The organism is Streptomyces sp. T028 (assembly GCF_048159505.1).
Classification (GTDB): domain Bacteria; phylum Actinomycetota; class Actinomycetes; order Streptomycetales; family Streptomycetaceae; genus Streptomyces.
On record NZ_JBLRVZ010000077.1, the window covers coordinates 1 to 24,208 of the forward strand.

A 24,208-nucleotide genomic window follows, 5' to 3' on the forward strand; every position below is an offset into this window, starting at 1 on the left:
GGCGGGACGACCCCGAGCTTCCCGGCCCGCTCGGCCAGGTCGCGCCACACCTTCGGCGCCACCGGGATGCCCTTCTCGCCTCTCCCGGCGGCCACGGCGGCGCTGCGCTCGCCCGGGTAGTACACGCCCTCGGCGTCGTCCCCCACCGGCAGGCCCTTCAGCGTGTCCAGCGTCGCCTCGACGTCCCCGGCGAAGACGTCCGCACCGCCGAAGGCCGCCGGGTCGACGGCGATGAGCAGGGCGTTCTGCCGGTGCCGCCGGCCCGCCGGGTCGTCCGAGTGGAACGCGGCGAGGATCGGCGCGCCGACGAGCACACTGGTCAGCAGTTCGAACGCCAGGGACATGCCGGAGCCCTTCGCGCCGCCCAGCGGCAGCGGTATGACCGCCTGCTCCGGGTCGGTGGTGGGGGTGCCGTCCTCGGTGGCCGCCGCTCCCTCGGGCAGTGGCGTGCCGGCCGCCTTCGCCTGCCGGATCCTCCCCAGGGCGATGGTGGCGGTGGCCATGTCGAGCAGCAGCGGGGCGTGCCGCGACTGCGGGGCCGTCGGTACGGCGACGGCGAGCGGGCTGGTCGCGACCGCCGCGCCCTTGACGCCCGTGTAGCCCATGTTCGGCATGCCGGCGACGAAACCGATACCGACCAGGCCCTGTTCGGCGATCCGCGACACGTAGTAGCCGATCGCCCCGGTGTGCACCGTACGGCGTACGCCGACCGCGGCGATTCCGGTCGTCCTCGCCCGGGTCACGGCCTCGTCGGCGGCGGCGGTCAGGGCAACCGGGCCGGGGGCGCGGTCGGCGTCCAGGACGGCCGCGGCCGGGGCGCTCGACTCGACGACGAGCCGGGGGTCGGCGTTGGCGACGCCCTTCTCCAGCAGGTCCAGGTAGGCGGGGACACGGGCGATGCCGTGCGAGTCGACGCCGCGCAGCGCGGCCCAGACGAACACGTCGGCGGTGGTCCGGGCGTGCTCGGCGCCGAGGCCGCCCTTCTCCAGGAGGGCGGCGGAGAAGGCGCGCAGGTCCGCTGCGGGCACCAGGACCTTCGAGGGTGGTGTGGACATGGGTGTCTCCTGAGTCAGCGGGTGACGAGGACGTCGACGACGGCGGTGGTGCCCTCGGCCACGGCCTTGAGGGCGCGCTCCAGCGCGGGGGCGAGCGCGTCCGGGGTGTCGACGGTCTCGGTGTGCATGCCGAAGGGCTCGGCGAAGGACGCCAGTCGGGGCAGCCGGTGCAGGTCGGTGCCCAGCCACTCCCCCGTCTCGGCGGCCGCGCCGTCGGGGAAGACGGTGGAGCATCTGTCGGCGGAGGACCAGATGGGGTCCGACGACTGAGCAGTGAGCCGAGTACTCAGCCGACCCCCGCCTTCACCGCCTCCGCGATCACCTCGGCGACCGCCGTGGGCTGTTCGACCAGGACCGCGTGTCCCGCGTCGGGTACCTGGACCAGCCGGATCCGGGGGCAGGCCTCCAGGCCGCCGCGTTCCTCGTCGGTCAGCCCGACCTCGTCGTGGTCGCCGCGCACCACCCAGGCCGGGACCCCGGCCCCGCACAGCCGTTCGACCAGGGACGGGTGCCGGTCCAGGTACTCGTAGTAGCGCTGCACGATCCGGCGGCAGACCGCGGGGTCGTTGCCGCTCATCGCCGCCGCCAGCGCCTCCGCGCGCTGCGGCGGCAGTTCGCGTTTCATCGACCGCGGCAGCAGCCCCAGCATGCCGGCCCACACCATGGTGCCGAGCCCGGGCACCCGGCCCACGGAGTTCAGCACGGTGAAGGTCTTCATCTCGTCGCCGCGCGAGAAGGTCGGCGACAGCAGCACCAGCGGCCCCGTGAAGAGTCCCGCCGCGGCCATCTCCAGCGCCACGTTGGCGCCCAGGCTGTGGCCCACCACCACATCGCAGCCGGACTGCGCGGCGAAGTCCGCCATGAGCCGCGCGTACTGCTCCATGGACACGTCCTCGGGTGCCTCGGTGGGGCCGAACCCCGGCAGGGTCGCGGCGACCATGCCCAGGCCCGCCACCGCCGGCTCGGCCATGACGTCCACGTAGAACTCGGTCGTACACAGCGCGCCCGGGACCAGCAGCACCCGGTGCGGGGCGTCCTGCGGTCCCGCCCTGCGGACCTCCCAGCGCTCACCCATACTCCGAGCGTGACGCCGGACGCCGACCCCCGCATCTCGTGCGGTGGCCGGCGTCCTCGTCCCCCGGTGTCCGTCCCCCGGTGTCCGTTCGCGCGGGTCAGTGCGCGCCCACCAGCTCCTGGTCGGCGGAGACGGGCGTCTGCCTGGCGCCGCGCAGCGCGGCGATCCCGATGAAGACCATCGACGAGACACCGGCGAGCGCGAAGGCGGTGAAGCCCCAGTCGCCGTTGCCCGCGGCGAGCAGCTGGCCGCCGAGCCAGGGACCGAAGACGGCGCCGAAGCGGCCCATGCCGGAGGTCCAGCCGACGGCGGTGGCGCGGTTGTCGGGCGTGGAGCGGATCGACACCGTCGCGTAGATCATCGTCTGGGCGCTGTTGAGGAAGACACCGGTGAGGAAGACGACGATCATCGTGACCGTGGTCGACATGTGCACACTGAGCAGAAAGACGCCGGCGGCGGTGAGCGCGAACCAGACGGCGGAGATGCGCGGGGCGCCGATGGGGGTCCCCCCGCCCGAGCGAAGCCGAGGGTGGGGGAGGTCGGCGGCGCGGCCGGCGACCAGCATGCCCACGATGCCGCCGAGGTTGAAGACGACGACGAAGGTCAGGGCGTTGGCGAGCGCGTAGCCCTCCGCGCGCATCAGGGTCGGCAGCCAGGTGGCGACGCCGTAGACCAGAAGGAGGCCGCCGAAGGAGGCCAGCCAGTACAGCAGGGTCTGGATCCACTCGCCGCCTCGGAAGAGACCGGCGAGGGCGTCGAAGCGGTCGGCGGCGGTCTTGCGGCCGGACTTGGCGGCGGGCACCTCGACGTCGTAGCGGGCGGCGAGCGCGGTCGCCTCCTCGGTGCGGCCCTTGGCGACGAGGAAGCTCAGCGACTCGGGCAGGAACTTCGCGAGCACCGGGGCGAACAGCAGCGGGGCCACGCAGACCCAGAAGGCCGCGCGCCAGCCGACGGGGTCGATCAGCCACTTGGCGACGTAGGCGGAGAGGATGCCGCCGGCGTGGTGGGCGGTCATCAGCAGACCGATGGTGACGGCGGCACGGCCGCGCGGGGCGTAGTCGGAGACCATGCTGATCGCGGTGGGCAGCAGCCCGCCGAGGCCGACGCCCGCGAGGGTCCGGCCGAGGCCGAAGACCTCGACGCTGCCGGCGACGGCGCACACGCCGGACGCCAGCGAGAACAGGACCACGCAGCCGACCATCAGCTTCTTGCGCCCGACGCGGTCGGCGACCGTACCCGCCGTGAGGGCGCCGACGAGCATGCCGAAGGTGGCGTAGCTGCCCAGGTCACCGGCCGTGTCCGGGGTGAGGCCGAAGGTCTTCGTCTCCAGCAGGTGCGGCAGCACGGAGCCGTAGATGAACATGTCGAGGCCGTCGAACAGAACGGCCAGCCAGCACAGGCCGACGACCAGGAGGGCCAGTCTGCTGCCGCGGGCGGACAGAGCGGGGGAGGAGGACATCTTTGTTTTCCTCTCGTCCAGGAGGAGTTCCCTGGAGGGGACTGTGGTGCGCACACGCTAGGAAGCCGGGCGGAAAGTGTCAACGTTTTTGTCAACAATCTCATTGACAATCGATCCGGCCCCCTTGCCCTGCCATGTGCCATGTGCCGTGCGCCGTGCGCCGGGAACGGCCTGGCCGGACCTAACCGACCGGCGGAGTGCCGTGCGTATGGAACGACTCGATGGTCTTCAGGCCCCAGGCCTGGCCCTTCTTGCGTTCCTCCTCGGTCCAGGTGATCAGCGGCCAGTCGGGGGCCAGCACCAGCCGCGTGAGCGGGTTGCACAGCTCGATGCGGTTGCCGCCGGGCTCGTAGACGTAGAGGAAGAACGTCTGCTGGATGGCGTGCTTGTGCGGTCCCGTCTCGATGAAGACACCCGTGTCGATCGCGAGGTCGGCGGCCCGCAGGATGTCCTCGCGGGTGTCGGTCGCGAAGGCGATGTGGTGCAGCCGGCCGGCGCTGCCGGTCCAGTCCGAGGTGTAGACGACGTCGTACGACTTGTTCGTGTACGTCAGCCAGCGGGCCGCGATCGTGCCGCTGTCGAGCCTGATCTGCTCGGTGGGCCGGGCGCCGAGTACGTGCTGCTGGAACTCGGCGTTGGCGACGACGTCGGAGGCGAGGAAGTTGATGTGGTCCAGGCGCCGTACGCCCACGCCCCGGTTGGGCTTGGCCTGCGGCTGGTTCTTCAGCGCCGGTTTGAGTTCCTCGGGGGCCCGGTAGTGCTCGCTCTCCCAGTACAGGGCGTGCTCGTGGCCGTCCGGGTCGGTGGTGACGTACAGCTTGCCGAGGCCGGGTTCGTTCTCGGCCCACGTCCCCGATCCACCCGCCGCCTCGATCGCCTCGATACGACGGTGCAGGGCCTCCTCGCTGGAGGTGCGCAGGGCGAGCCGGCCGAGGCCGGGCTGCTCGCGGGCGGTGAGGACCAGGCTGTGGTGCTCGTAGTCGTCGAAGGTCCGCAGGTAGACGGTGTCGCCGTCCTCGCCGTTGACCGTGAGGCCCAGGTAGTCGGTGCAGAAGGCGACGCTGGCGTCCAGGTCGGGGGTGAAGAGCTGGGTGTGGCCGATGTGGGCGATGTCGCCGAGCGGCGGAGTCATCGTTGACCTCCAAGGGGGTGCGGGGGAATCGGCGCCGCCTCGGCGGAGCGGGGGAAGACCGTGCCGTCGAAGAGCTTGCGGGCCGTGCGGACCACGGCGGTGCGGCGGGCGGAGGGCAGGCCGTCGGGCGTGCTGCCGAGGCTACTTTCGATGTCCAGGAATCCGGTGGGATGTTCTATGCGAATTCGGCCACTTCCGGGCGTGAGTGCGGCGATCTCCGCGCCCACACCGCCCTCGATCCGCAGTCCGGCGGCCACACTGGCGGCGCCGAGGACGCCGATGGAGGTGTGGCAGCGCACGGGGATGAAGGTGCGGGTGGTGACCGCGCCGCCGCCGCGGGGCGGGGCGAGCAGGGTGAGCTTGGGGACGGTGGCGCCGGACACGTCACCGAGGCCCATCAACCGGCCCGCCGCCAGCCGGATCGTGCGCAGGCGGTCGGCGAGTTCCACGTCCTCCTCCAGGACCCGGGGCGACTCGTAGCCGGTGACCTTGAGCGAGGTGGCGGCGATCAGGACCGTCGGCATGCCGTTGTCCACGCAGGTGACGGGCACTCCGTCGATCTCGTCCCGGACGCTGCCGGTGGGCAGCAGGGGCGCGGTGCCTGCCGGGAACTCGATCACGACCGGCGCGGCCGTCCCGGGCACGCCCGAGATCTCGGCGTCGCCGGTGTAGCGCACCCGGCCGCCGGGGGTCGGGAAGGTCGCCGTCGCGCAGTCGCCGCTGTTGACCATGCGGATCCGTACGGTGGTCTCGGTCTCCCCCGCCGCCACGAGTCCGCGCTCGACGGCGAACGGGCCCACGCCCGCCAGGATGTTGCCGCAGTTCTGACGGTCACTCACCTCCGGGCGGTCCACGGCGACTTGGAGGAAGAGATAGTCGACGTCGGCCTCGGGGTCGGCGGACCGGGACACCACCGCGACCTTGCTGGTGAGCGGGTGCGCGCCGCCCACACCGTCGATCTGGCGCTCGTCCGGGCTGCCCATCACGCGCAGCAACAGCTCGTCGCGCAAGGCGGGTTGGGACGGGAGGTCGTCGGCGAGGAAGTAGGCACCCTTGGAGGTGCCGCCCCGCATCAGCAGACAGGGCACCTCCTCGGGCAGGGAGGTCACCGCGACTCCCCGGGGTACTCCGCGTACTCCTCGTAGGTCCTGTACTCGACGCCGAGTTTCTTGAGCGTCTCCCTCAACCCGTAGCGATCCAGGCCGAGTTCACCATCGACGAAGGCGGCACGGGAGCGGGCCTCCTTCGCCTCGCGGGCCGCGGAGGCCTCCGCCGCGGCGCGGGCGTGCTCGCGCGGGACGACCACGACACCGTCGTCGTCGGCGAGGATCACATCGCCGGGGCGGATCACCTGGCCGTCGATCGCGACGGGCACGTTGACCGAACCGCCGGTGGCCTTCACCGTGCCTTGCGCGCAGACCGCCCGGGACCAGGCCGGGAAGTCCATCTCGCGCAGTTCCTGGGTGTCCCGGATGCCCGCGTTGATGACCAGCCCGCGCACCCCGCGCCGCTGGAGCGCGGTCGCGAACAGCTCGCCGAACATGCCGTCGGTGGACGGGGAGGTGGTGGTGACGACCAGGACGTCGCCCTCGCCGCACTGCTCGACGGCCGCGTGGATCATGAGGTTGTCGCCGGGCCAGCTGAGCACGGTGACGGCGGTGCCTGCCATCCGTACGCCCTGCTGGATGGGGCGGATGCCCGGCCCGAGCAGCCCGGTGCGGCCCATCGCCTCGCTCACGGTGGCCACCCCGAAGGCGGCCAGCGCCTCGACGTCCTTCTGCTCCGCCTTCGGCGGGTTGGTGACGATCACGCCGCTCACACTTCCTCCTTCTGCGGAGCTCCGCTTCGGCTCCGCTGTGGCCGGGTGCCCACTCCGCTTCGCTCCGCGGACCCCCAGCCTCCGCCGCACCTCAGCTCGCTCACGCCAACTCCTTCGCGATCTGCGGGTAGGGGCGCATGAACGCCTCGGCCATGGTCTTGTGGGCGAGGCCCAGGTTGGGGCCGGCGTTGCGCTTGAGCTGGACGCCGCGGCGGACGGCGAGGTCGGTGTAGTAGTCCCACAGGTGCTGCTGGGCGCCCAGGCACTCCATCGCCCGGCGTTTGGTCTCCCAGACCTCGGTGATGTCGAGCAGGACCTCGGGCCGGAAGCCGCTCATCTCGGGCTGGTGGGGCTCGAAGTAGAAGACCGGCGGGGCGCCGATGATCTCGCCCTCACCCGGGTAGCCGATGGCCTGCGCGAGGACCCGGGCCTCCAGGGCCATCCGGTTGGCGGCCGGGTGGTCGCCGTTGTACGGGTCCTCGGCGGGGTGGGTGAGGACGACGTCGGGCTGGGTCTCGCGGTAGACGGCGACGAGCTTGTCGGTCAGCTCGGCGGAGGCGACGAGCGGGTAGTCACCGGCGTCGAAGAAGCGGACCTCGGCGCCCAGCGTGGCGGCGGCCCTCTCGGCCTCGTCCCGGCGTATCGCCTTGATCTCGTCGAGCTTCCTGCCCTCGCGCCACGCCTTGGCGGACTCCCCGCGCTCGCCGAAGGTCAGACAGGCGATGGTGACCTTCTCGCCGCGCGAGGCGGCCAGGGCGATGGCGCCGCCCGCGCGCCACACGAAGTCCCCGGCGTGCGCGGTGACGACGAGGGTGGATCGGGGTGGGCTGGCGGGCGCGTTGGCCTGGGTCATGCTGTTTTCTCCTTGGTGACAGGTGGGCGCCCGCCTCGCGCGGCCGTGATCAGTCGCGCAGCGCCTCGATCACACTGCCGAGGTGGGCGCGGACGGCCGCCTCGGCCGCCTGCGGGTCCCTGGCCCGGATCGCTTCGATCATGGTCAGGTGCTCGTTCAGGGATTGCTGCGGGCGCCCCGGCCTCAGCGCCAGCTGGAAGCGGTGGCGCACCAGCTGGGCGTTCAACCGCTCCAGCAGTTCCTGCGCGGTCTGCTGGCCGGAGAACTCCCGGATGCGGGTGTGCAGTTCATGGTTGAGGTCGGAGTAGGTGACCGGTTCGCCGTCGGCGACGGCCTTGGTCATCGCCGTACCGAGCTCGGTCAGCGCCACCAGCTGCTCGTCGCTGGCCAGGGCCGCCGCCTTCGCCGCGCACAGCCCTTCGAGGACCATGCGGCACTCGGTGATGGCGACCGCCTCGTCCACGGTCACCACCCGCACCCGCGAGCCGCGGTTGCGGATCCGCTCCACGAGTCCCTGGGACTCCAGATCGATGAGTGCCGCGCGGATGCTGGCCCGTGTCACACCGAACTGCTCGGCGAGCTCGTTCTCCACCAGCCGCTGCGCCGGTGCCATCTCGCCGTGCAGGATCGCCTGCCGCAGCTGCGCGAGCGCATGCTGCTTGGCCTGCTCCCCGGTGCTCGGACGGGCTTCTTTCGGCATCATGCCCTCCCTGAGTGAGTGCCTGTCGAACCTAAATCTAGCCAAACAAGATTGTCAACAATTTTGTCCGCCGTATCCGCGCACCGTGAACCGGCCATGAACGAACAGCAGGGCGATGTCGAGGGAGAACGCCGGATACTCCACCCCGACCGTCGGCCCGGGTCACCACGGCATGTTGTACGGGGTCACCACCTGGATCGCGGACGGCAGGGTCGGTCCGGCGGGCGGCAGGGCGCCGTGGGTGCGCATCACGGTGTGACAGGCCTCGCGCATGTCCTGCCGCAGGTCGTGGTGGAGGACCGCGGACAGCCGGTGGTCGCGCAGCAGCCGGGTGTTGTCGTGGTCCAGGTCGTGCGCGACGAACACGGCGCACTCACGGCGCGCGTCGGCGAAGGCCTTCAGGGTGGCGAAGTTCCCGCCGCCGATGGAGTACACCGCCCGGATCTCCGGGTCGCGGGCGAGGGCGGCCCGGACGAGGTCGTACTGGGTGGCGTCCAGGCCCTGCCCCTCGGTGATCTCCACCAGGGCCCGGTCGGGGTGCCGGGCGCGCATCACGCTCCGGAAGCCCATCTCGCGTTCCTCCTCGTTGCGGAAGAACCCGCTGGACAGGCTGGTGAGGACATTGCCGGGGCGCTCGCCGAGCCACTGGCCCATGAGGTACGCGGCCGTGGCGCCGGCGGCCCGGTTGTCGATGCCGACATAGGCGAGCCGGGCACTGGCCGGCAGGTCGGTGACGAGGGTGACGACCGGGATGCCGGCGGCGACCAGCCGGCCCACGGCGGCCGTGATCTCGGGGACGTCCGGGGCCTTGAGGATCACGCCCTGCGAGCCGCGCCGGACGATCCGGTCGAGAACGGCGATCAGTTCCTTCACCGGTCCGGTCTCCCGGAAGTGGAAGCGGGAGCGCAGCACGGCCGGGTGCAGCGAGGGCAGTTCGGCCTCCAGGGCGGCCCGTACGGCGGTGGTGAACCGTTCGGGCGCCTGCATCACGATGTCCACCATGAAGGTCCGGCCCACGAGCCGGACCTGGGTGCGCTGCCGGTGCAGTTCGGCTATGGCCCGCCGCACCTCCTGGGCGGTGGACTCGCGCACCCCTCCCCTGTCGTTGAGGACCCGGTCGACGGTGGCCTCGCTCAGGCCCGCCTGACGTGCGATCTCACGGAGGGGGAAGGGGTGGCCCACGAAAGGCTCCTCGATGGTCGTTGAGGGGTTTTTGACGGCCGCGTGCTGGTTGTTCGACGGGTTTGTCATGACAAGAATGGCAGTGCTGAGCCGCCGTTGTCATCGAAGGGACGACGATGTCCTTCACCTCCCTGCGGGGTGCCCGGCTGAGTGAGCGGGACTGCGACCTGGAGACGTTCCGCACGCTCGTCGAGCGCACGACCGACCCCGCCGACTACCCCTACGCGTCCGCCGTACGGGGAAACGTCCTCGTCTACGACAGTGAGCGCCTGCGCGCCGCCCCGGCGGACCCCGGGCTGGGCGACGAGCTGGTGCGGGCCCTCACCGACGGGCCCGGGGTGCTGGTCTTCCGGGGCGCCTTCCCCGACCCGGAGGTCGTGGACCGGCTCACCGAGGTGTTCGCCGCGCTCATCGCCGAGCAGCACGCCTCGGGCGCCGCCGCCGGCGACCACTTCGCCCGGCCCGGCGCCAACGACCGGGTGTGGAACGCCCTGGAGAAGGCGGCGCTCCACGACCCGGAGACGTTCGCCGACTACTACGCCAACGACGTCCTCGCGCTGGTCTCCGAGGCCTGGCTGGGCCCCGGCTACCAGGTGACCTCCCAGGTCAACGTGGTGAACCCGGGCGGCGCGGCGCAAAGCCCCCACCGCGACTACCACCTCGGGTTCCTCTCCAACGAGCAGGCCGCCGCCTACCCGGCGCACGTGCACCGCCTCTCCCCCGTGCTCACGCTGCAGGGCGCCGTCGCGCACTGCGACATGCCCGTGGAGTCGGGGCCCACGCTCTACCTGCCGTACTCGCAGACCTACGAGCCCGGCTATCTCGCCTGGCGGCTGCCGGAGTTCCGCGCGTACTTCGACGCGCACCACGTCCAGCTGCCGCTGGCCAAGGGCGACGCGGCCTTCTTCAACCCGGCCGTGCTGCACGCCGCCGGCCACAACCGCACCGCCGACGTGCGCCGGACCGCCAATCTGCTCCAGGTGTCCTCGGCCTTCGGGCGCGCGATGGAGACCGTGGACCGGGAGGCGGTCGCCAACGCCGTCTTCCCGGTGCTGCTCCGGCGCCGGGCCGAGGGGGTGGCCGAGGAGTGGCTGGAACGGGTGATCGCGGCGAGCGCCGAGGGCTACGCCTTCCCCACGAACCTCGACAGCGACCCGCCGGTGGACGGCCTGGCCCCGCCCGCACAGGCGGACCTCGTCCGGCGGGCGCTGCGCGGGGAATGGACCCCGTCGGCCCTGCGGGACGAGCTGCGGGCGGGCGCCGAGCGGCGCACCGGCTGAAAGGACATGCGGTACCTCCCCATCTCACCCCCGGACATCCCCCCTCCCCCGTCCCCCTCCCCGTAAGACTCTCAAGGAGCTGCACCCCCATGCGCATCGGAATCCTCGGCCTCGGCCGCATCGGCGCCTTCCACGCCGAGACCCTCTCCGGACTCGACGCCGTTGAGTCGCTCGTCGTGACCGACCCGTTCGCGGAGGCGGCCAAGGCCGCCGCGGAGCGGTTCGGGGCCGAGGTCGTGGACTCGCCGGAGGCCCTGCTGGCCGCCGGTGTGGACGGCATCGTCGTCGCCGCCGCGACCGACGCCCACCCCGCGCTGATCCTCGCCGGTGTCGAGGCCGGCATCCCCGTGTTCTGCGAGAAGCCCGTCGCGAAGACCATGAGCGAGGGCGTCGAGGTCCTCAAGGCCGTCCAGGGCAAGGACGTGCCGATCCAGATCGGCTACAACCGGCGCTTCGACGCCGGGTTCGTCGCCGCGCGGGCCGCCGTGCACTCCGGTGAGCTCGGCAAGCTGCACACCGTCCGCTCCACCACCCTGGACCCGGCGCCGCCGCCGGCCGCGTACGTCGCCGCCTCCGGAGGCATCTTCCGCGACTGCTCGGTCCACGACTTCGACATCATCCGCTGGGTGACGGGCCGTGAGGTCACCGAGGTGTACGCGGTGGGCGGCAACCGGGGCGCCGACTACATCAAGGAGGCGGGCGACGCCGACACCACCGGCGCGCTGCTCACCCTTGACGACGGCACCATCGCCGTGATCTCCAACTCCCGCCACAACGCGCGTGGTTACGACGTCCGGATGGAGATCCACGGCTTCACGGACTCCATCGCCGTGGGCCTGGAGGACAAGCTGCCGCTGCGCTCGGTGGAGCCCGGGGTCACCTTCCCGGCCGGTACCCCGCACGACTTCTTCATGGACCGCTTCACGGCCGCCTACCGCGCCGAACTCACCGCGTTCACCGAGGTCGTGGCCGGCACCCGGCCCTCGCCCTGCACGATCGAGGACGCCCTGGAGGCGGGCTGGATCGCCGAGGCCTGCACGCTCTCGCTGCACGAGCACCGGCCCGTGACGATCGCGGAGGTACGGACCTCCTGACCCCGCTCACCCTGTGAGGGCGCCCCGACCCGGGGTCGCCCTCACAGGCAGTAGCGGACCATCCACTCGTCCGGGTCGTACGCGTCGCGCGCCGGGTCCCTCGGGGCGGCCGGGCGCTCCTCGACCGTGTCCTCCGGACGCACCCGCTCGGGCAGCGCCCCGAACCGCGCCCTGCGCCGGTCCTCCGCGGTGACGTCCTGGCGTTCCTCCTGCATCTCACCCTCCCCGTTCACGGCTCCACACACCTTCCACCCTCTCCAACGTCCGCGGCGCGCCGCCGGTTCCGCCGGGAGATGGACGACGCCGGAAACGTCGAAGCCCCGGTGAGAACCCACCGGGGCATCCGACGCATACGTCTCTCTCGTTCCGTTGCTCAGAGCCTCAGCGCTCTCAGCATTTCGCCCGTTTCCGGACGGAAGGTCCGTACCGCCCACAAGCTCGGCGGCTTACGGTCCGCGCTTCAACGACCATCGCCCGGACAAGCCCAGGTCCTACATGGTCTCCACGCAGTGTTTACGTCTCCGAGCCACTCCCGGCGACGGTGGCCGTGGCCCACGGGCGCGTGTTCAAGCTGCCGCCGCACCGTGACCGGATGGCTCGGCTTTCGCCGCCCGGCCAACACCCACTGACAGCTGCTGACGAATACCGAAACTACCGGCAGCAGCTTCCACCCCGGGTCGACCTGTCTCAGGACTTCCCCTCGCCGCCGCCCGCCACGGGGGCGGTGAGGTCCTCCTCTTCGGGGAGTTCCTCGACGTCCACGCCGCGGACCTGGGCCAACTCGTGCTTGAGGGCGGCGAGTTCGGCGCCACCGGCCATGTGGTTGGTGAGTTCCTCGAGGCTGACCTCGCTGCGGTCGGCGGAGAGTTCGAGGGTGCCCAGGCGCAGGACGCTGAAGTGGTCGCCGACCATGTAGGCGTGGTGGGGGTTGTGCGTGATGAAGATGACGCCGAGGCCGCGGTCGCGGGCGGCGGCGATGTACTTCAGCACCACGCCGGACTGCTTGACGCCGAGGGCGGCGGTGGGCTCGTCGAGGATCAGGACGCGAGCACCGAAGTACACGGCTCGCGCGATCGCGACGCACTGGCGCTGGCCGCCCGACAGCGTGCCGATCGGCTGCTCCAGGTCGTCGAGGACGATGCCCATGTTGCGCAGTTCCTCGTCGGCGGTCTTCTTCATCTTCTCGATGTCGAGACGGCGCAGGGGCCCGGAGCCCTTGGTCATCTCGGAGCCGAGGAAGAAGTTGCGCCACACCGGCATCAGGGGGACGGTCGCCAGGTCCTGGTAGACGGTGGCGATGCCCTTGTCGAGTGCCTCGCGCGGGGTGGTGAAGCGCACCGGGGTGCCGTCGACGAGGAACTCGCCCTCGGTGTGCTGGTGCAGCCCCGAGACGATCTTGATGAGGGTGGACTTGCCGGCGCCGTTGTCGCCGAGGACACAGGTCACCTTGCCGGGGTACACCTTGAGGTCGACGCCGTGCAGGGCGCGGATGTTGCCGTAGGACTTGCCCGCGTTGCGCAGTTCGACGATCGCCGCGTCCCCGTCGTCGGGGACGGTGTCCGCGATGACGGCCCCGTGGGTGCCGGTTCCGTTCGTGGATGTCATGGGGTCACCTCCGGGTCGCCGTACGGCTGACCCACAGATTGATCAGGACGGCGCCGAGCAGCATCACGCCGAGGAATGCCTTGAACCAGTCGGGGTTCCAGCCGGCGTAGACGATGCCCTGTTGCACCATGCCGAACATGAAGGCGCCGAAGACCGGGCCGATCGCGCTGCCCGCGCCGCCGGTGAGCAGACAGCCGCCGATGACGGCCGCGGAGATGTAGATCAGCTCCTGGCCCACGCCCTCGCCGGACTGCACGGTGTTGAAGGTGAACAGCTGGTGCATACCGATGAACCAGGCACCGAAGCCGACCAGCATGAACAGGGAGATCTTGGTGAAGTTCACCGGGACACCGACGGCCCGGGCCGACTCCTTGTTGCCGCCGACCGCGAAGATCCAGTTGCCGTACCGGGTGCGCAGCAGGACCCAGGTGGCGAGGGCGGCGAAGGCCAGCCAGTAGAAGATGGTGATCTTCACTTCGACACCGCCGATGTCGAAGGACGAGGCGAAGACCTTCTTCGCCTGGTCGAAGCCGTCCATGTCGCTGATGTCGTCGGTGGCCACGTTGGTGGTGACCAGCTTGGTCACCGCGAGGTTGACGCCCTGCAGGATCAGGAAGGTGCCCAGGGTGATGAGGAAGCTGGGCAGCCCGGTCTTCATCACCATCCAGCCGTTGAAGAAGCCGATGGCGAGGGAGACCGCGAGCGCGACGACCACCCCGACCCACACGTTCACGGTGAGCTGGTAGCTGAGCATGCTCGCGGTGAGCGCCGAGGTGATCACCGCGACGCCGGAGGACAGGTCGAACTCGCCGCCGATCATCAGCAGGGCCACGGGCAGCGCCATGATCCCGATGGTGGACGACTGGTAGAGGATGTTGGCCATCGAGCCGGCCTCGCGCACCGGCGGGGCCGTGATGAGGAAGAACACGTACACCGCGACCGCGCCGAGGAAGACACCGACCTCGGGGCGGGCCAACAGGCGGATGGCCAGCGGGCGCCTGGCAGTCCGGCCGTCGGTCTGCTTCGGGCCGGAGGCCGGCGGTGTGGTCACCGCCGGCTCGGCTTGGTGGGTCATACTCATCACCGGGTGCCCTTCGCGGCGAACGCGGCGACCGTGTCGACGTTGGTCTTGTCGACGAAGGCCGGACCGGTCAGCACCGGCTGCTCCCCGCCGCCCATGTAGTTGCCGTTGTTCTTGTAGAGCCACAGCGAGTCGATCGCCAGGTAGCCCTGGAGGTAGGGCTGCTGGTCGACGGCGAACTGGATCGTGCCCTTGCTGATGGCTCCGGTCAGGTCCTTGTTCAGGTCGAAGGTGGCGATCTTCGCCTTGCTGCCGGCGTCGGACGCCGACTGCACGGCGGTCAGGGCGAAGGGGGCGCCGAGCGTGACGACGTAGTCGATGGCCTTGTCCTGGGTGAGCTTGGCCGTGATCGTCGACTTCACGGACGGCATGTCGGTGCCGTTGACGTTCAGGACCTCGGTGGTGCCCGAGAAGGTCTTCTTCACACCGTCGCAGCGCTGCGTCAGGCCGATGTTGCCCTGCTCCTGGATGACACAGACGGCCTTCTTGGCGCCTTCCTCGTTGAGCCGCTTGCCGAGGGCCTCACCCGCGACGGTCTCGTCCTGGCCGAAGAACTCCATGAGGCCGAGCTTCTGCCATTCGCTCACACCGGAGTTGAGACCGACCACGGGTATGTTCGCGGCCTTCGCCTTGGCCACCACGTCCTTGAGGGCGTCGGGCTTGGCGAGGGTGACGGCGATGCCGTCGACCTTCTGGTCGATGGCGTTCTGGACCAGGTTGGACTGGTTGCCCGCGTTCGGGTCCGCGGAGTAGATCAGCTTGACGTTGTCCTTGGCCGCGGCGGCCTCGGCGCCCTTGCGGACGATGTCCCAGAAGGTGTCTCCGGGCGACTGGTGGGTCACCAGCGCCACGGTCATCTGCGGGGTGCTCGCCTTGCCCGCCGAGGCGCCGTCCGCGGTCTCCTCGGCCTTCTTGCCACCGGAGCTGCTGGAGCAGCCCGCCAGGGTCAGGGCCACCGCTGCGGCCATGGCCACGACCGGGGCGATTCTGCGGGAACGGGGCGAAGAACTGTCCATCTTTCCTGCACCTCACTGTGCGACGGGAGAACGACCGGGAAAGGGAAGGGGAGAGGGGGTCTCCGGGATCAGGGCCCGTTTACTGCTCAGGGTGGGGCCATGCGGCCGGGTCCGCGACTGTTCGGTTTCCGTTCGACGTGTGGACTCGGCCCGTGCACTGCTGGGACCGGATCCAATCCCCTGTCAGGCCCCCTGTCAATACTTTGTTAAGACATCATTTCACGAGCAGGTCCGAATGTAAGAACAAACCATTGACAGCGAAGGCCACCGGGACCTACACCTGGGAGACGCCAGGCCCCGACCACCGAGAGGAGTTTCCCGCATGGCCGATCAGCCCGAACCCCCGGGTCCGATCTTGGTGGCCCGTACCGGTGCCGATCTCTACCCCTCGCACACGGGACTACCCCTCGCACGTGTGGACGATTCGGGGAGGTTCGCCGACGGCTTCGCCGGTCCGGGCGCCGGCGCGGACGATCCGCTGTGCGGCCGACTCAGGAGGTGCCCTTGATGGCGAAGACCGGTGAACGTACCCGCGGGGTGGCCGGTTCGGCCCTGGAGGGGCTGCCCTTCACGCTCGACCGCTCCAGCCCGGTACCGCTCTACTACCAGCTGGCCCAGCAGCTGGAGTCGGCGATCGAGCACGGCGCGCTCGCCCCGGGCAACCTCCTGGGCAACGAGATCGACCTGTCGACCCGGCTGGGTCTGTCGCGCCCGACGGTCCGCCAGGCGATCCAGTCCCTGGTCGACAAGGGACTGCTGGTGCGCCGCCGGGGTGTCGGCACGCAGGTCGTGCACAGCCAGGTGAAGCGGCCGCTGGAGCTCAGCAGTCTCTACGACGACCTGGAGGCGGCCGGACAGGGACCCACCACCCATGTCCTGCGCAACGAACGCGTCCCCGCCGCCGCCGATGTCGCGGCCGCCCTGGGGATCGCGGAGGGCGCCGAGGTCACGCTGCTGGAGCGGCTGCGCTCGGCGCACGGCGAACCGGTCGCGTATCTGTGCAACTACCTGCCCCCGGTCCTGTTCGACCTGGACACGGAGCGGCTGGAGGCGACCGGCCTGTACCACCTGATGCGGTCGGCCGGCATCACCCTGCACAGCGCCCGGCAGACCGTCGGCGCCCGCTCGGCCACCGCCGAGGAGGCCACGCTCCTCGGCGAGGAGCAGGGGGCGGCCCTGCTGACCATGCAGCGCACGGCGTACGACGACACCGGCCGGCCGGTCGAGTACGGGACGCACATCTACCGCGCGTCCCGGTACGCGTTCGACTTCCAGCTGCTGGTCAGGGGCTGAGGACCCGGCCGGGGACCCGGCCGCCGGCTACCTGGGGGCCATCCGCAGGGCGCCGTCCATGCGGATGGTCTCGCCGTTGAGGTAGTCGTGGTCGATGATCGACAGGGCGAGCTGGGCGTACTCCTCGGGCCGGGCGAGCCGTTGCGGGAAGGGCACCCCGGCCGCGAGGCCCGCCCGGAACTCCTCGGAGACGGTGGCCAGCATCGGCGTCTCCACGATGCCCGGGGCGATGGTGCACACCCGGATGCCGTACTGCGCGAGGTCACGGGCGGCCGGCAGGGTCAGCCCGACGACGCCCCCCTTGGAGGAGGAGTATGCGGCCTGGCCGACCTGGCCGTCGTACGCGGCGATCGACGCGGTGTTGACGATCACGCCCCGCTGGCCGTGCTCGTCGGCCTCGGTGGCGGCGATGGCCTCGGAGGCCAGCGCGAGGACGGTGAAGGTGCCGATCAGGTTGACCTGGATGACCTTGGCGTACAGCGCGAGGTCGTGGACGCCCCTCTTGCCGAGGATCCGCGCGGAGGGGCCGATGCCGGCGCAGTTGACGACCGTACGCAGCGGGACACCGGCGTCCGCGGCGAGGGCGACGGCGGCGCGGACCTGCTCGGCGTCGGTGACGTCGGTCGGGACGTAGGTGACGCCGTCCACCTCGGGGGCCTTGTCGATGCCGTCCTTGAGGTCCAGGGCGAACACCTGCGCGCCGCGGTCGGCGAGGGCCTTCGCGGTGGCCGCGCCGAGGCCGGAGGCACCGCCGGTGACGAGGGCGGCGGTGTGGGCGAGCTGCATCATCACTCCTTGCCGAGGGCGGTGAGCACACCGCCCTCGTTACGGTCCAGCGCACGGGAGATGATCATGCGCTGGATCTGGTTGGTTCCTTCGAAGATCTGCATGACCTTGGCCTCGCGCATGTAGCGCTCGACGGGGAAGTCGCGGGTGTAGCCGTATCCGCCGAGGACCTGCACGGCGTCCGTGGTCACCTTCATGGCGTTGTCCGTGGCCACGAGTTTGGCGATCGACGCCTCACGTGTGAAGGGCAGACCGAGGTCCTTCAGCCGCGCGGCGGACAGCGCGGTGGCCCGCGCCGACTCGATCGCGGCGCCCATGTCGGCCAGGACGAACGCCAGCCCCTGGTGCTCGATGATCGGCTTGCCGAAGGTCTCCCGCTCACGCGCGTAGCGCACGGCGTGGTCGAGGGCGCCCTGGGCGAGGCCGCAGGCCACGGCGGCGATGCCGAGCCTGCCGTGGTCGAGGGAGGCGAGCGCGATCTTCAGGCCCTGCCCCTCCTCCCCGATGAGCCGCGCGGCCGGCACCCGGACGTCGTCCAGCCGCATGGTGGCCGTCGCCGAGCCGGTCAGCCCCATCTTGCGCTCCGGCGGATCGGCGCTGAGGCCCGGGGTGTCCGCCGGAACCAGGAAGCAGGAGATGCCGTGGCTGCGGTCGTCGGAGGTGCGGGCCATGACCGTGTAGAAGTCGGCGTGCCCGCCGTGGGTCGTCCAGGCCTTGGCGCCGTTCAGGACGTAGTCGTCGCCGTCGCGGACGGCGCGGGTCAGCATGGCCGCCGGGTCGGAGCCGGCGTGCGGCTCGGACAGGCAGTACGCGCCGAGCAGTTCACCGCCGAGCATGTCGGGCAGCCACCTGCGCCGCTGCTCCTCGGTGCCGAAGCGGGCGAGCGGGAAGCAGGACAGGGCGTGCACCGAGATGCCCACGGCGACGCTGGACCAGACCGCGGCGACCTCCTCCAGCACCTGGAGATAGACCTCGTACGGCTGCCCGGCCCCGCCGTCCTCCTCGGCGAACGGCAGACCGAGCAGACCGCTGCGGCCGAGGGTGCGGAAGGCTTCCCGGGGGAACGCCCCGTCCGCCTCCGCGTCGGCGACCCGGGGTGCGAGTTCCTTGGCGGCGAGGGTGCGCGTGAGCTGGATGAGCTCGACGGCCTCCTCGGTCGGCAGGGCGCGAGTGGCAGGCATGGGGACCTCCACGGAGTAGTGCGGGACCAGTACTGGAAATGATACTGCAGTGCGTACGAACGTATCATTCACGGTACGGCAGCAGGGTGCGGGGCGCTGCTGTGAAGAACGGCGTCGGATCAGGACGAGACGGCGTGCACGATCAGCGAGGCGAGTTGCTCGTAGGCCTCCGCGTCGGTCAGCCCGGTGCGTGCCTTCAGCTCGCCCTGCTGGATCTGGCGCATGGTCGCGGCGGCGACCTCGCCGACGAACGCGGTGTGCACGTCCCGGAAGGCGCCGCCGGAGACGCCCTCGGCGATCAGCTGCCGCACCCGCTCCGCGGCCATCCGCGTGTTGGCCTCGTACACCTCACGGGCGGGCGGGAAGTCCGCCACGTCGTCGAGGAAGCGGCGCGAGAGCGGACGCAGCTGTTCGGCCACGGTGGTGAGGTACACCCGGACCCGGTCCGAGGGGTCCACGGTCTGCGCCACCCGCTTCTCCACGGCCTCGGTCGCGCCGCGGAAGTAGTGCTTGACGGCCTCGACGACCAGCCCCTGCTTGCTGCGGGCGAGCTGGTACAGCGTGGTCTTCGAGCAGCGCAGCCGCTCGGCCAGGTCGTCGAGGGTGAGGGCGGAGAACCCTTCCGCCGTGAGCAGCGCGACGAGTCGTTCCAGCAGGTCGGCCTGTCGGGCGGTACGGCGGGTGGGCGGCATGTTCTCAGCGTAACCGGCCAGTAGCCCCGGCCGCCCGGCCCTCACGGCCTGCCGTCCGCCCGGTCCCGCCCGGTCCCGCCCGGTCTCCGCCCGGCGCTCAGTGCACGGTGTCCAAGCGGGCCCGCTGGTCCTCGGTCAGTTCCAGGTCCACGGCGGCGAGGTTCTCCTCCAGCTGCGCCACCGAGGACGCGCCGGCCAGCGGAACGATCGGCAGCTCGCCACCCAACTGCCAGGCCAGCACGACCTGGTTCACGGTGGCGCCCGTCTCGCGCGCGACCTCACGCAGGACGGCGAGCCGGGCCGGGGTGCCCGGGTGGTCGTAGTCTGCGGGCAGCGGCCGGTCCTCACGGGTGTACGCGCCCTTGAGCAGCGGCGAGTACGCGACCAGGGTCAGACCGGGCTCGGCCCGCAGATAGCCGAGGAGTTCCGCACCGGCGTGGCCGAGGCCGCCGTCCGGGAAGAGGTCGTCGGGGATGTCCGTGCGCGGGCGCAGGTGGCTGTGGTGGTACTGGAGCACCTCGTAGCCGGGCAGGCCGGCCGCGGCGGCGAGGGCACGGGCCCGCTCCACCCGCCACATCGCCTGGTTGCTCACCCCGAGCAGGCCGACCGTGCCCTCGGCGACGAGTTCCGCGAACGCCTCGACCGTCTCGCGCTGCGGCACGGTGTGGTCGTCTATGTGGGCGTAGAGCAGGTCCAGCTTCGCCACACCGAGCCTCTCCCGGCTGCGTTCGGCGGACTCACGGATCACCTTCGCCGAGAGGCCCTCGGGGTTGTCGGTGTAACTGGTGCCGGGCGCGAGGGGGCGGGCGCCGAGCTTGGTGGCGAAGACGATCTCGTCGCCGACGCCCCGGCTGCGCCGCCAGCGGCCGAGCAGTTCCTCGCTCTGGCCGCCCTGGCCGCCGTCCACCCAGAACGCGTAGTTGTCGGAGGTGTCGACGAAATTGCCGCCGGCCTCGACATAACGGTCGAGGATCGCGAACGACGTCTCCTCGTCGGTCACCGACCCGAACAGCATCGCGCCGAGCGCGAGCACGCTGACCTCGCGCCGGGTGGCGGGGTCGGTGCCGAGGGTGCGGTACTTCATGCTGGCTCCTCCCGTGCGGCCGGACCCGTGGGCGGTTCCGGCTCGAAGGGGAGTCTTCAGCTTGAAGTGCACTTCAGGGCAAGGCTTTTACCGGTGGAACGGGAAAAGGCCGTACCGGATTCTCCGATACGGCCTCCGACCTGCTGTTCGAGCAAGTCGGGACGACAGGATTTGAACCTGCGACCCCTTGACCCCCAGTCAAGTGCGCTACCAAGCTGCGCCACGTCCCGGTGCGCGACCCTCGCGGAGTTCCGCGTGATCGTGCGAACAGCACTTTACCCCACGACGGCCGCCGCACCGAAGGGGACCCCGGCGCGGGACAATCGGGGTATGGACCGCAAGGAGCGCGTGGACGGCACGGGGAGCACTCGGGGCAGCACGAGGGGCGGCCGGGCCGACGGGACGCGGGACCGGGACGGTGAGGGGCGGGCGCGCAGTGCGCGGCCCCGGGACGGGCTGGGGCGGCCGCTGCCGTACGGGGCGCAGGGGGTGGCGCGGCAGCCCGAGGGCGTCGTACGGACCCCGCAGGAGACCGTCACCGAGGCACAGGCCCTGCTGGACGCGGGGAAGCCGTTCCATGCGCACGAGGTCTTCGAGGACGCCTGGAAGACCGGCCCCGAGGCGGAGCGCGCCCTGTGGCGCGGACTCGCCCAGCTCGCGGTGGGCCTGACCCACGCGGCCCGGGGCAACCTCACGGGCGGGCCCCGGCTGCTGCGGCGCGGGGCCGGGGCGGTGGCGGAATGGGCGGCGGCACACACGGGGACGGCGTACGGGATGGATCTCGCGGGGGTGGTCCGCTGGGCGCGGGCGCTGGCGGACGAGGTGGAGCGGACCGGCGCCGCGGTGGACGCGGGGCGGCACGCGCCGCGGTTGCGCTGACTCCCGGTCCGGTCACTGTCAGTGGTGTACGGCAGACTCGGTGGCGTGCGAAAGATTCATGTCATCGGTATCGGCGCGGGCGACCCCGACCAGCTCACCCTGCAGGCGGTGCGGGCCCTGCGGAGCACGGACGTGTTCTTCGTCCTGGACAAGGGCGAGGTGAAGAGCGACCTGACGCGGCTGCGCCGGGACATGCTCGAGGCCCATCTGCCGGAGGGCGGGTACCGGGTGGTGGAGGCCCGGGATCCGGAGCGGGACCGCCGGGCGGGCGGGGCCGGCTACTCCCCCGCGGTCGGCGACTGGCGCAGCGCACGCGCGGACATCTACGAGCGGCTGATCGCCGAGGAACTCGGCGAGGACGAGAGCGGCGCGTTCCTGGTGTGGGGCGACCCCGCGCTGTACGACAGCACGCTGGGCGTCCTGGAGGAGGTGCTGGCCCGGGGCACGGTGGCCTTCGACCATGACGTCGTGCCCGGCATCAGCAGTGTCTCGGCGCTGGTCGCCCGGCACCGCACCGGCCTGAACAGGGTGGCGCGGCCGGTGCAGATCACCACCGGGCGGCGGCTCGCCGAGGGGTTCCCGGAAGGGGTGGACGACGTGGTGGTGATGCTGGACGCCCACCAGACGTTCCGGCAGTACGCCGAGGACGACATCGACATCTACTGGGGCGCCTACATAGGCACCCCGGACGAGATCCTCGTCTCCGGCCCGATCGCCGAGGCCGGCCCCCGGATCGAACAGGCGCGGGCCGAGGCACGCGAGCGCAAGGGCTGGATCATGGACACGTATCTGCTGCGCCGCAATCCGAAGGAGCGGTAGCCCGAAGGCGCAGCAGGCCGGGGGAGCCGTAGCCCGGGCGGCCCGTCCGGCATGCGGGGGCGGTCCGCCGATGTGATCGTGACCTCGTGACCGCGGCGACGGGCCGGTTCTGGTCCAACGGCCTCGACCTGGACTGGCTGTTCGCCCACGCGGACCAGCAGCGGGACTCCGTGGTCTCCGTGCACACGCTGTACGCCCGGCTGCTGACCCTGCCGGTGGTGACCGTGGCCGCGCTGCAGGGGCACACCTTCGCCGCGGGCGCGATGTTCTCGCTGGCCCACGACATCCGGGTGATGCGCGCCGACCGCGGCTTCTGGTGTCTGCCCGAGGCCGACATCGGCATCCCGTTCTCGCCGGGCATGTCCGCCCTCGTCCAGGCCCGGCTCACCCCGCAGGCCGCGCACGAGGCGATGGTCACCGCCCGCTGCTACGGCGGCCACGAGGCGCTGGCCGCCGGGATCGTGGGCCACGCGGTCGCCGAGGACGCCGTACGGTCCACGGCCGTCGAACTCGCGGCGGCCCAGGCCCAGAAGGCGGGCGATACCCTGCGCACCATCAGGTCCCGCATGTACACGCATGTGCTGACGCCCCTGCGGAACCGGGAGAACCCGCTCGGCGAGTGAGCATCCGCAGCACAGCCGGCACAACGGCAAGACAGCAAGACGGCAAGACGGCAAGCCCCTCGAAAGGATTCCGCGTGACCACCACCGACCTCACCGCCCTGTCCGGCCTCGAACTCCTGCGTCTCGTACGGGACGGGCGGCTCGGCGACAGGCCGTCCATCGGGCGCCTGCTCGGGATGCGCTTCGACGAGGTGGAGCACGGGCGGATCGTCCTCTCGCTCGACACCCGCCCCGACTTCGCCAACCCGCTCGGCACCGTGCACGGCGGCATCGCCGCGACCATGCTGGACTCGGCCCTCGCCTGCGCGGTCCACACCACCCTGCCCGCCGGCACCGGCTACACCACGCTGGAGCTGAAGGTGAACTACATACGGCCCGCCCGCACCGACGGCCAGACCCTGACCGCCGAGGGCACGGTCGTCCACGCGGGCCGGCGCACCGCCACCGCCGAGGGCAGGGTCACCGACGAACAGGGCCGGCTGATCGCCCACGCGACGACCACCTGCATGATCCTCCAGGCAGGTGACTGACACCGGCGCTATCGTCCCCGTATGGATGCAGTGCGCGCCGTCCTGATCGACATCGACGGGGTCCTCACCGTCTCCTGGAAGCCGCTGCCGGGCACGGTGGCGGCGCTGCGGGCGGTACGGGAGGCGGGGCTCCACGTGGCTCTGGTCACCAACACCACCTCCCGCACCCGCGCCTCGATCGCCCGCACGCTCGCCGACGCCGGTTTCCCGGTGACCGCCGGGGACATCCTCACCGCCCCGGCCGTCACTGCCGCGCACCTCGCCGAGCACCACCCGGGAGCCCGGTGCGCGCTGCTGAACAGCGGGGACATCGCGGAGGACCTCGTGGGGGTCACGCTCGTCGACGACGACGTGGAGGTGGTGGTCGTCGGCGGCGCGGGCCCGGAGTTCGGGTACGCGGCGCTGGACCGGGCCTTCGGGCACCTCCAGCGGGGCGCGCGGCTGGTGGCGATGCACCGGAACCTGTACTGGCGTACGGACACCGGGCTGCGGCTGGACGCGGGCGCGTTCGTGACCGGTCTGGAGGCGGCCGCGCGGGTCGAGGCCGAGGTCACCGGGAAGCCGTCGCCGGCGTTCTTCGCGGCGGCGCTGCGGCATCTCGGCGTCGGCGCGGACGCGGCGCTGATGGTGGGCGACGACATCGAGTCGGACGTGCTGGCGGCCCAGCGCGCCGGCATCACCGGGGTGCTGGTGCGGACCGGCAAGTACCTGCCGGAGACACACCGCGCGGCGAGCGGCACCCCCGACCACGTCGTCGACTCCTTCGCCGACCTGCCGAAGCTGCTGGGTCTAGGGCCTGTCCGGCGGATCAAGTCGCAGGAAAGCGACAGCGCCTTATAAGCGCAGGTGAGCGGGGGCGATGGGGGTGCCCCCGCGCGAGGTCGTTCGAGCGTGGGGGAGCGTCCAACTGCAAGGCGGAGGAGGGCGTCGACGCGATGGGGGTCCCCCCGCTCGAGCGCAGTCGAGAGTG

The 24,208-nt window shown here is 71.4% G+C and carries 24 protein-coding genes, 1 tRNA gene and 1 pseudogene; 8 read left to right on the forward strand and 18 right to left on the reverse strand.

All coding sequences use genetic code 11. The features are described 5' to 3' along the window. The 9 genes from ACLZN2_RS48210 to ACLZN2_RS48250 all read right to left on the reverse strand — a co-directional run. Positions 1–1,055, reverse strand: a 1,055-nt coding sequence (locus tag ACLZN2_RS48210) for an Ldh family oxidoreductase (RefSeq protein WP_416986414.1), incomplete at its 3' end; no start/stop codon positions are given. A gap of 286 nt (positions 1,056–1,341) precedes the next feature. Beyond that, positions 1,342–2,130: an alpha/beta fold hydrolase gene (locus ACLZN2_RS48215; protein WP_416986415.1), complete on the reverse strand. Its 789-nt coding sequence runs from the start codon at positions 2,128–2,130 to the stop codon at positions 1,342–1,344. Positions 2,131–2,227: 97 nt separating this feature from the next. After that, the gene (locus ACLZN2_RS48220; protein WP_416986416.1) at positions 2,228–3,589 is read right to left on the reverse strand and encodes an MFS transporter; all 1,362 of its coding nucleotides are present in this window, start codon (positions 3,587–3,589) and stop codon (positions 2,228–2,230) included. A gap of 181 nt (positions 3,590–3,770) precedes the next feature. Continuing rightward, positions 3,771–4,721, reverse strand: coding sequence for a catechol 2,3-dioxygenase (locus tag ACLZN2_RS48225; RefSeq protein WP_416986417.1), 951 nt, complete (start codon positions 4,719–4,721; stop codon positions 3,771–3,773). Next, entirely contained in the window at positions 4,718–5,830 is a 1,113-nt protein-coding gene (locus ACLZN2_RS48230) for a 4-oxalomesaconate tautomerase (RefSeq protein WP_416986418.1), read from the reverse strand. The genes ACLZN2_RS48225 and ACLZN2_RS48230 overlap by 4 nt, the downstream gene beginning before the upstream one ends. Continuing rightward, positions 5,827–6,540 carry a 4-carboxy-4-hydroxy-2-oxoadipate aldolase/oxaloacetate decarboxylase gene (locus ACLZN2_RS48235; protein ID WP_416986420.1) on the reverse strand — a complete coding sequence of 238 codons (714 nt, stop codon included), beginning with the start codon at positions 6,538–6,540 and terminating at the stop codon, positions 5,827–5,829. The genes ACLZN2_RS48230 and ACLZN2_RS48235 overlap by 4 nt, the downstream gene beginning before the upstream one ends. A gap of 100 nt (positions 6,541–6,640) precedes the next feature. Then, complete coding sequence (locus tag ACLZN2_RS48240) at positions 6,641–7,393, reverse strand: PIG-L deacetylase family protein (protein ID WP_416986421.1); 753 nt, start codon at positions 7,391–7,393, stop codon at positions 6,641–6,643. Between the two features lie 49 nt (positions 7,394–7,442). Beyond that, positions 7,443–8,093 (reverse strand): GntR family transcriptional regulator, encoded by a 651-nt coding sequence (locus ACLZN2_RS48245; RefSeq protein WP_416986435.1) that lies wholly within the window; start codon positions 8,091–8,093, stop codon positions 7,443–7,445. A 162-nt stretch (positions 8,094–8,255) separates the two neighbouring features. After that, on the reverse strand, positions 8,256–9,275 hold the full coding sequence (locus ACLZN2_RS48250) for a LacI family DNA-binding transcriptional regulator (RefSeq protein ID WP_416986436.1): 1,020 nt from the start codon (positions 9,273–9,275) through the stop codon (positions 8,256–8,258). Positions 9,276–9,391: 116 nt separating this feature from the next. Between ACLZN2_RS48250 and ACLZN2_RS48255 the strand changes: the two genes are divergently transcribed. Both ACLZN2_RS48255 and ACLZN2_RS48260 read left to right on the forward strand, forming a co-directional pair. Beyond that, positions 9,392–10,555 (forward strand): phytanoyl-CoA dioxygenase family protein, encoded by a 1,164-nt coding sequence (locus ACLZN2_RS48255; protein WP_416986422.1) that lies wholly within the window; start codon positions 9,392–9,394, stop codon positions 10,553–10,555. A gap of 89 nt (positions 10,556–10,644) precedes the next feature. Next, a complete protein-coding gene (locus ACLZN2_RS48260) occupies positions 10,645–11,649 on the forward strand; it encodes a Gfo/Idh/MocA family oxidoreductase (protein ID WP_416986423.1) in 1,005 nt (334 codons plus the stop codon). 41 nt (positions 11,650–11,690) lie between these two features. Here the strand turns inward: ACLZN2_RS48260 and ACLZN2_RS48265 are convergent, their stop codons facing one another. The 4 genes from ACLZN2_RS48265 to ACLZN2_RS48280 all read right to left on the reverse strand — a co-directional run bounded on the left by ACLZN2_RS48265 (position 11,691) and on the right by ACLZN2_RS48280 (position 15,351). Next, positions 11,691–11,882 (reverse strand): hypothetical protein, encoded by a 192-nt coding sequence (locus ACLZN2_RS48265; protein WP_416986438.1) that lies wholly within the window; start codon positions 11,880–11,882, stop codon positions 11,691–11,693. Positions 11,883–12,336: 454 nt separating this feature from the next. Then, positions 12,337–13,254, reverse strand: a complete 918-nt coding sequence (locus tag ACLZN2_RS48270) for an ATP-binding cassette domain-containing protein (protein ID WP_416986424.1) — start codon at positions 13,252–13,254, stop codon at positions 12,337–12,339. Positions 13,255–13,258: 4 nt separating this feature from the next. Further along, positions 13,259–14,335, reverse strand: coding sequence for an ABC transporter permease (locus ACLZN2_RS48275; RefSeq protein WP_416986425.1), 1,077 nt, complete (start codon positions 14,333–14,335; stop codon positions 13,259–13,261). Further along, the gene (locus tag ACLZN2_RS48280; RefSeq protein WP_416986426.1) at positions 14,335–15,351 is read right to left on the reverse strand and encodes a sugar ABC transporter substrate-binding protein; all 1,017 of its coding nucleotides are present in this window, start codon (positions 15,349–15,351) and stop codon (positions 14,335–14,337) included. The genes ACLZN2_RS48275 and ACLZN2_RS48280 overlap by 1 nt, the downstream gene beginning before the upstream one ends. Before the next feature lie 507 nt (positions 15,352–15,858). Here ACLZN2_RS48280 and ACLZN2_RS48285 point away from each other — a divergent pair. Continuing rightward, positions 15,859–16,644 (forward strand): GntR family transcriptional regulator, encoded by a 786-nt coding sequence (locus ACLZN2_RS48285; RefSeq protein ID WP_416986427.1) that lies wholly within the window; start codon positions 15,859–15,861, stop codon positions 16,642–16,644. Between the two features lie 27 nt (positions 16,645–16,671). Here ACLZN2_RS48285 and ACLZN2_RS48290 read toward each other — a convergent pair whose 3' ends face one another. The 5 genes from ACLZN2_RS48290 to ACLZN2_RS48310 form a co-directional block, all read right to left on the reverse strand. Continuing rightward, on the reverse strand, positions 16,672–17,430 hold the full coding sequence (locus ACLZN2_RS48290) for an SDR family NAD(P)-dependent oxidoreductase (protein ID WP_416986437.1): 759 nt from the start codon (positions 17,428–17,430) through the stop codon (positions 16,672–16,674). A 2-nt stretch (positions 17,431–17,432) separates the two neighbouring features. After that, a complete protein-coding gene (locus ACLZN2_RS48295; RefSeq protein WP_416986428.1) occupies positions 17,433–18,611 on the reverse strand; it encodes an acyl-CoA dehydrogenase family protein in 1,179 nt (392 codons plus the stop codon). 119 nt (positions 18,612–18,730) lie between these two features. Beyond that, positions 18,731–19,303, reverse strand: a complete 573-nt coding sequence (locus ACLZN2_RS48300; protein WP_416986429.1) for a TetR/AcrR family transcriptional regulator — start codon at positions 19,301–19,303, stop codon at positions 18,731–18,733. Between the two features lie 97 nt (positions 19,304–19,400). After that, complete coding sequence (locus ACLZN2_RS48305; RefSeq protein ID WP_416986430.1) at positions 19,401–20,387, reverse strand: aldo/keto reductase; 987 nt, start codon at positions 20,385–20,387, stop codon at positions 19,401–19,403. A 156-nt stretch (positions 20,388–20,543) separates the two neighbouring features. Next, a tRNA-Pro gene (locus tag ACLZN2_RS48310) sits at positions 20,544–20,617 on the reverse strand. Positions 20,618–20,717: 100 nt separating this feature from the next. Between ACLZN2_RS48310 and ACLZN2_RS48315 the strand changes: the two genes are divergently transcribed. From ACLZN2_RS48315 to ACLZN2_RS48335, 5 genes and pseudogenes are all read left to right on the forward strand, one after another. Next, a complete protein-coding gene (locus tag ACLZN2_RS48315) occupies positions 20,718–21,266 on the forward strand; it encodes a DUF309 domain-containing protein (RefSeq protein ID WP_416986431.1) in 549 nt (182 codons plus the stop codon). Between the two features lie 45 nt (positions 21,267–21,311). Further along, positions 21,312–22,085 carry a precorrin-6A synthase (deacetylating) gene (cobF, locus tag ACLZN2_RS48320; protein WP_416986432.1) on the forward strand — a complete coding sequence of 258 codons (774 nt, stop codon included), beginning with the start codon at positions 21,312–21,314 and terminating at the stop codon, positions 22,083–22,085. A 77-nt stretch (positions 22,086–22,162) separates the two neighbouring features. Continuing rightward, a pseudogene (locus ACLZN2_RS48325) lies at positions 22,163–22,708 on the forward strand (enoyl-CoA hydratase-related protein); the annotation flags it as partial. A 74-nt stretch (positions 22,709–22,782) separates the two neighbouring features. After that, on the forward strand, positions 22,783–23,238 hold the full coding sequence (locus ACLZN2_RS48330) for a PaaI family thioesterase (RefSeq protein ID WP_416986433.1): 456 nt from the start codon (positions 22,783–22,785) through the stop codon (positions 23,236–23,238). Between the two features lie 21 nt (positions 23,239–23,259). Further along, positions 23,260–24,078, forward strand: coding sequence for an HAD-IIA family hydrolase (locus tag ACLZN2_RS48335; RefSeq protein WP_416986434.1), 819 nt, complete (start codon positions 23,260–23,262; stop codon positions 24,076–24,078). Positions 24,079–24,208 lie beyond the last annotated feature (130 nt).

What these genes read in the sequence shown, in the direction of transcription:
- ACLZN2_RS48245 (WP_416986435.1), bottom strand. Translation starts at nt 8,093, where the DNA reads ATGCCGAAAGAAGCCCGTCCGAGCACCGGGGAGCAGGCCAAGCAGCAT.
- ACLZN2_RS48275 (WP_416986425.1), bottom strand. Translation starts at nt 14,335, where the DNA reads ATGAGTATGACCCACCAAGCCGAGCCGGCGGTGACCACACCGCCGGCC.
- ACLZN2_RS48255 (WP_416986422.1), top strand. Translation starts at nt 9,392, where the DNA reads ATGTCCTTCACCTCCCTGCGGGGTGCCCGGCTGAGTGAGCGGGACTGC.
- ACLZN2_RS48220 (WP_416986416.1), bottom strand. Translation starts at nt 3,589, where the DNA reads ATGTCCTCCTCCCCCGCTCTGTCCGCCCGCGGCAGCAGACTGGCCCTC.
- ACLZN2_RS48270 (WP_416986424.1), bottom strand. Translation starts at nt 13,254, where the DNA reads ATGACATCCACGAACGGAACCGGCACCCACGGGGCCGTCATCGCGGAC.
- ACLZN2_RS48300 (WP_416986429.1), bottom strand. Translation starts at nt 19,303, where the DNA reads ATGCCGCCCACCCGCCGTACCGCCCGACAGGCCGACCTGCTGGAACGA.
- ACLZN2_RS48215 (WP_416986415.1), bottom strand. Translation starts at nt 2,130, where the DNA reads ATGGGTGAGCGCTGGGAGGTCCGCAGGGCGGGACCGCAGGACGCCCCG.
- ACLZN2_RS48305 (WP_416986430.1), bottom strand. Translation starts at nt 20,387, where the DNA reads ATGAAGTACCGCACCCTCGGCACCGACCCCGCCACCCGGCGCGAGGTC.
- ACLZN2_RS48225 (WP_416986417.1), bottom strand. Translation starts at nt 4,721, where the DNA reads ATGACTCCGCCGCTCGGCGACATCGCCCACATCGGCCACACCCAGCTC.
- ACLZN2_RS48280 (WP_416986426.1), bottom strand. Translation starts at nt 15,351, where the DNA reads ATGGACAGTTCTTCGCCCCGTTCCCGCAGAATCGCCCCGGTCGTGGCC.
- ACLZN2_RS48285 (WP_416986427.1), top strand. Translation starts at nt 15,859, where the DNA reads ATGGCGAAGACCGGTGAACGTACCCGCGGGGTGGCCGGTTCGGCCCTG.
- ACLZN2_RS48295 (WP_416986428.1), bottom strand. Translation starts at nt 18,611, where the DNA reads ATGCCTGCCACTCGCGCCCTGCCGACCGAGGAGGCCGTCGAGCTCATC.
- ACLZN2_RS48290 (WP_416986437.1), bottom strand. Translation starts at nt 17,430, where the DNA reads ATGCAGCTCGCCCACACCGCCGCCCTCGTCACCGGCGGTGCCTCCGGC.
- ACLZN2_RS48240 (WP_416986421.1), bottom strand. Translation starts at nt 7,393, where the DNA reads ATGACCCAGGCCAACGCGCCCGCCAGCCCACCCCGATCCACCCTCGTC.
- ACLZN2_RS48335 (WP_416986434.1), top strand. Translation starts at nt 23,260, where the DNA reads ATGGATGCAGTGCGCGCCGTCCTGATCGACATCGACGGGGTCCTCACC.
- ACLZN2_RS48315 (WP_416986431.1), top strand. Translation starts at nt 20,718, where the DNA reads ATGGACCGCAAGGAGCGCGTGGACGGCACGGGGAGCACTCGGGGCAGC.
- ACLZN2_RS48260 (WP_416986423.1), top strand. Translation starts at nt 10,645, where the DNA reads ATGCGCATCGGAATCCTCGGCCTCGGCCGCATCGGCGCCTTCCACGCC.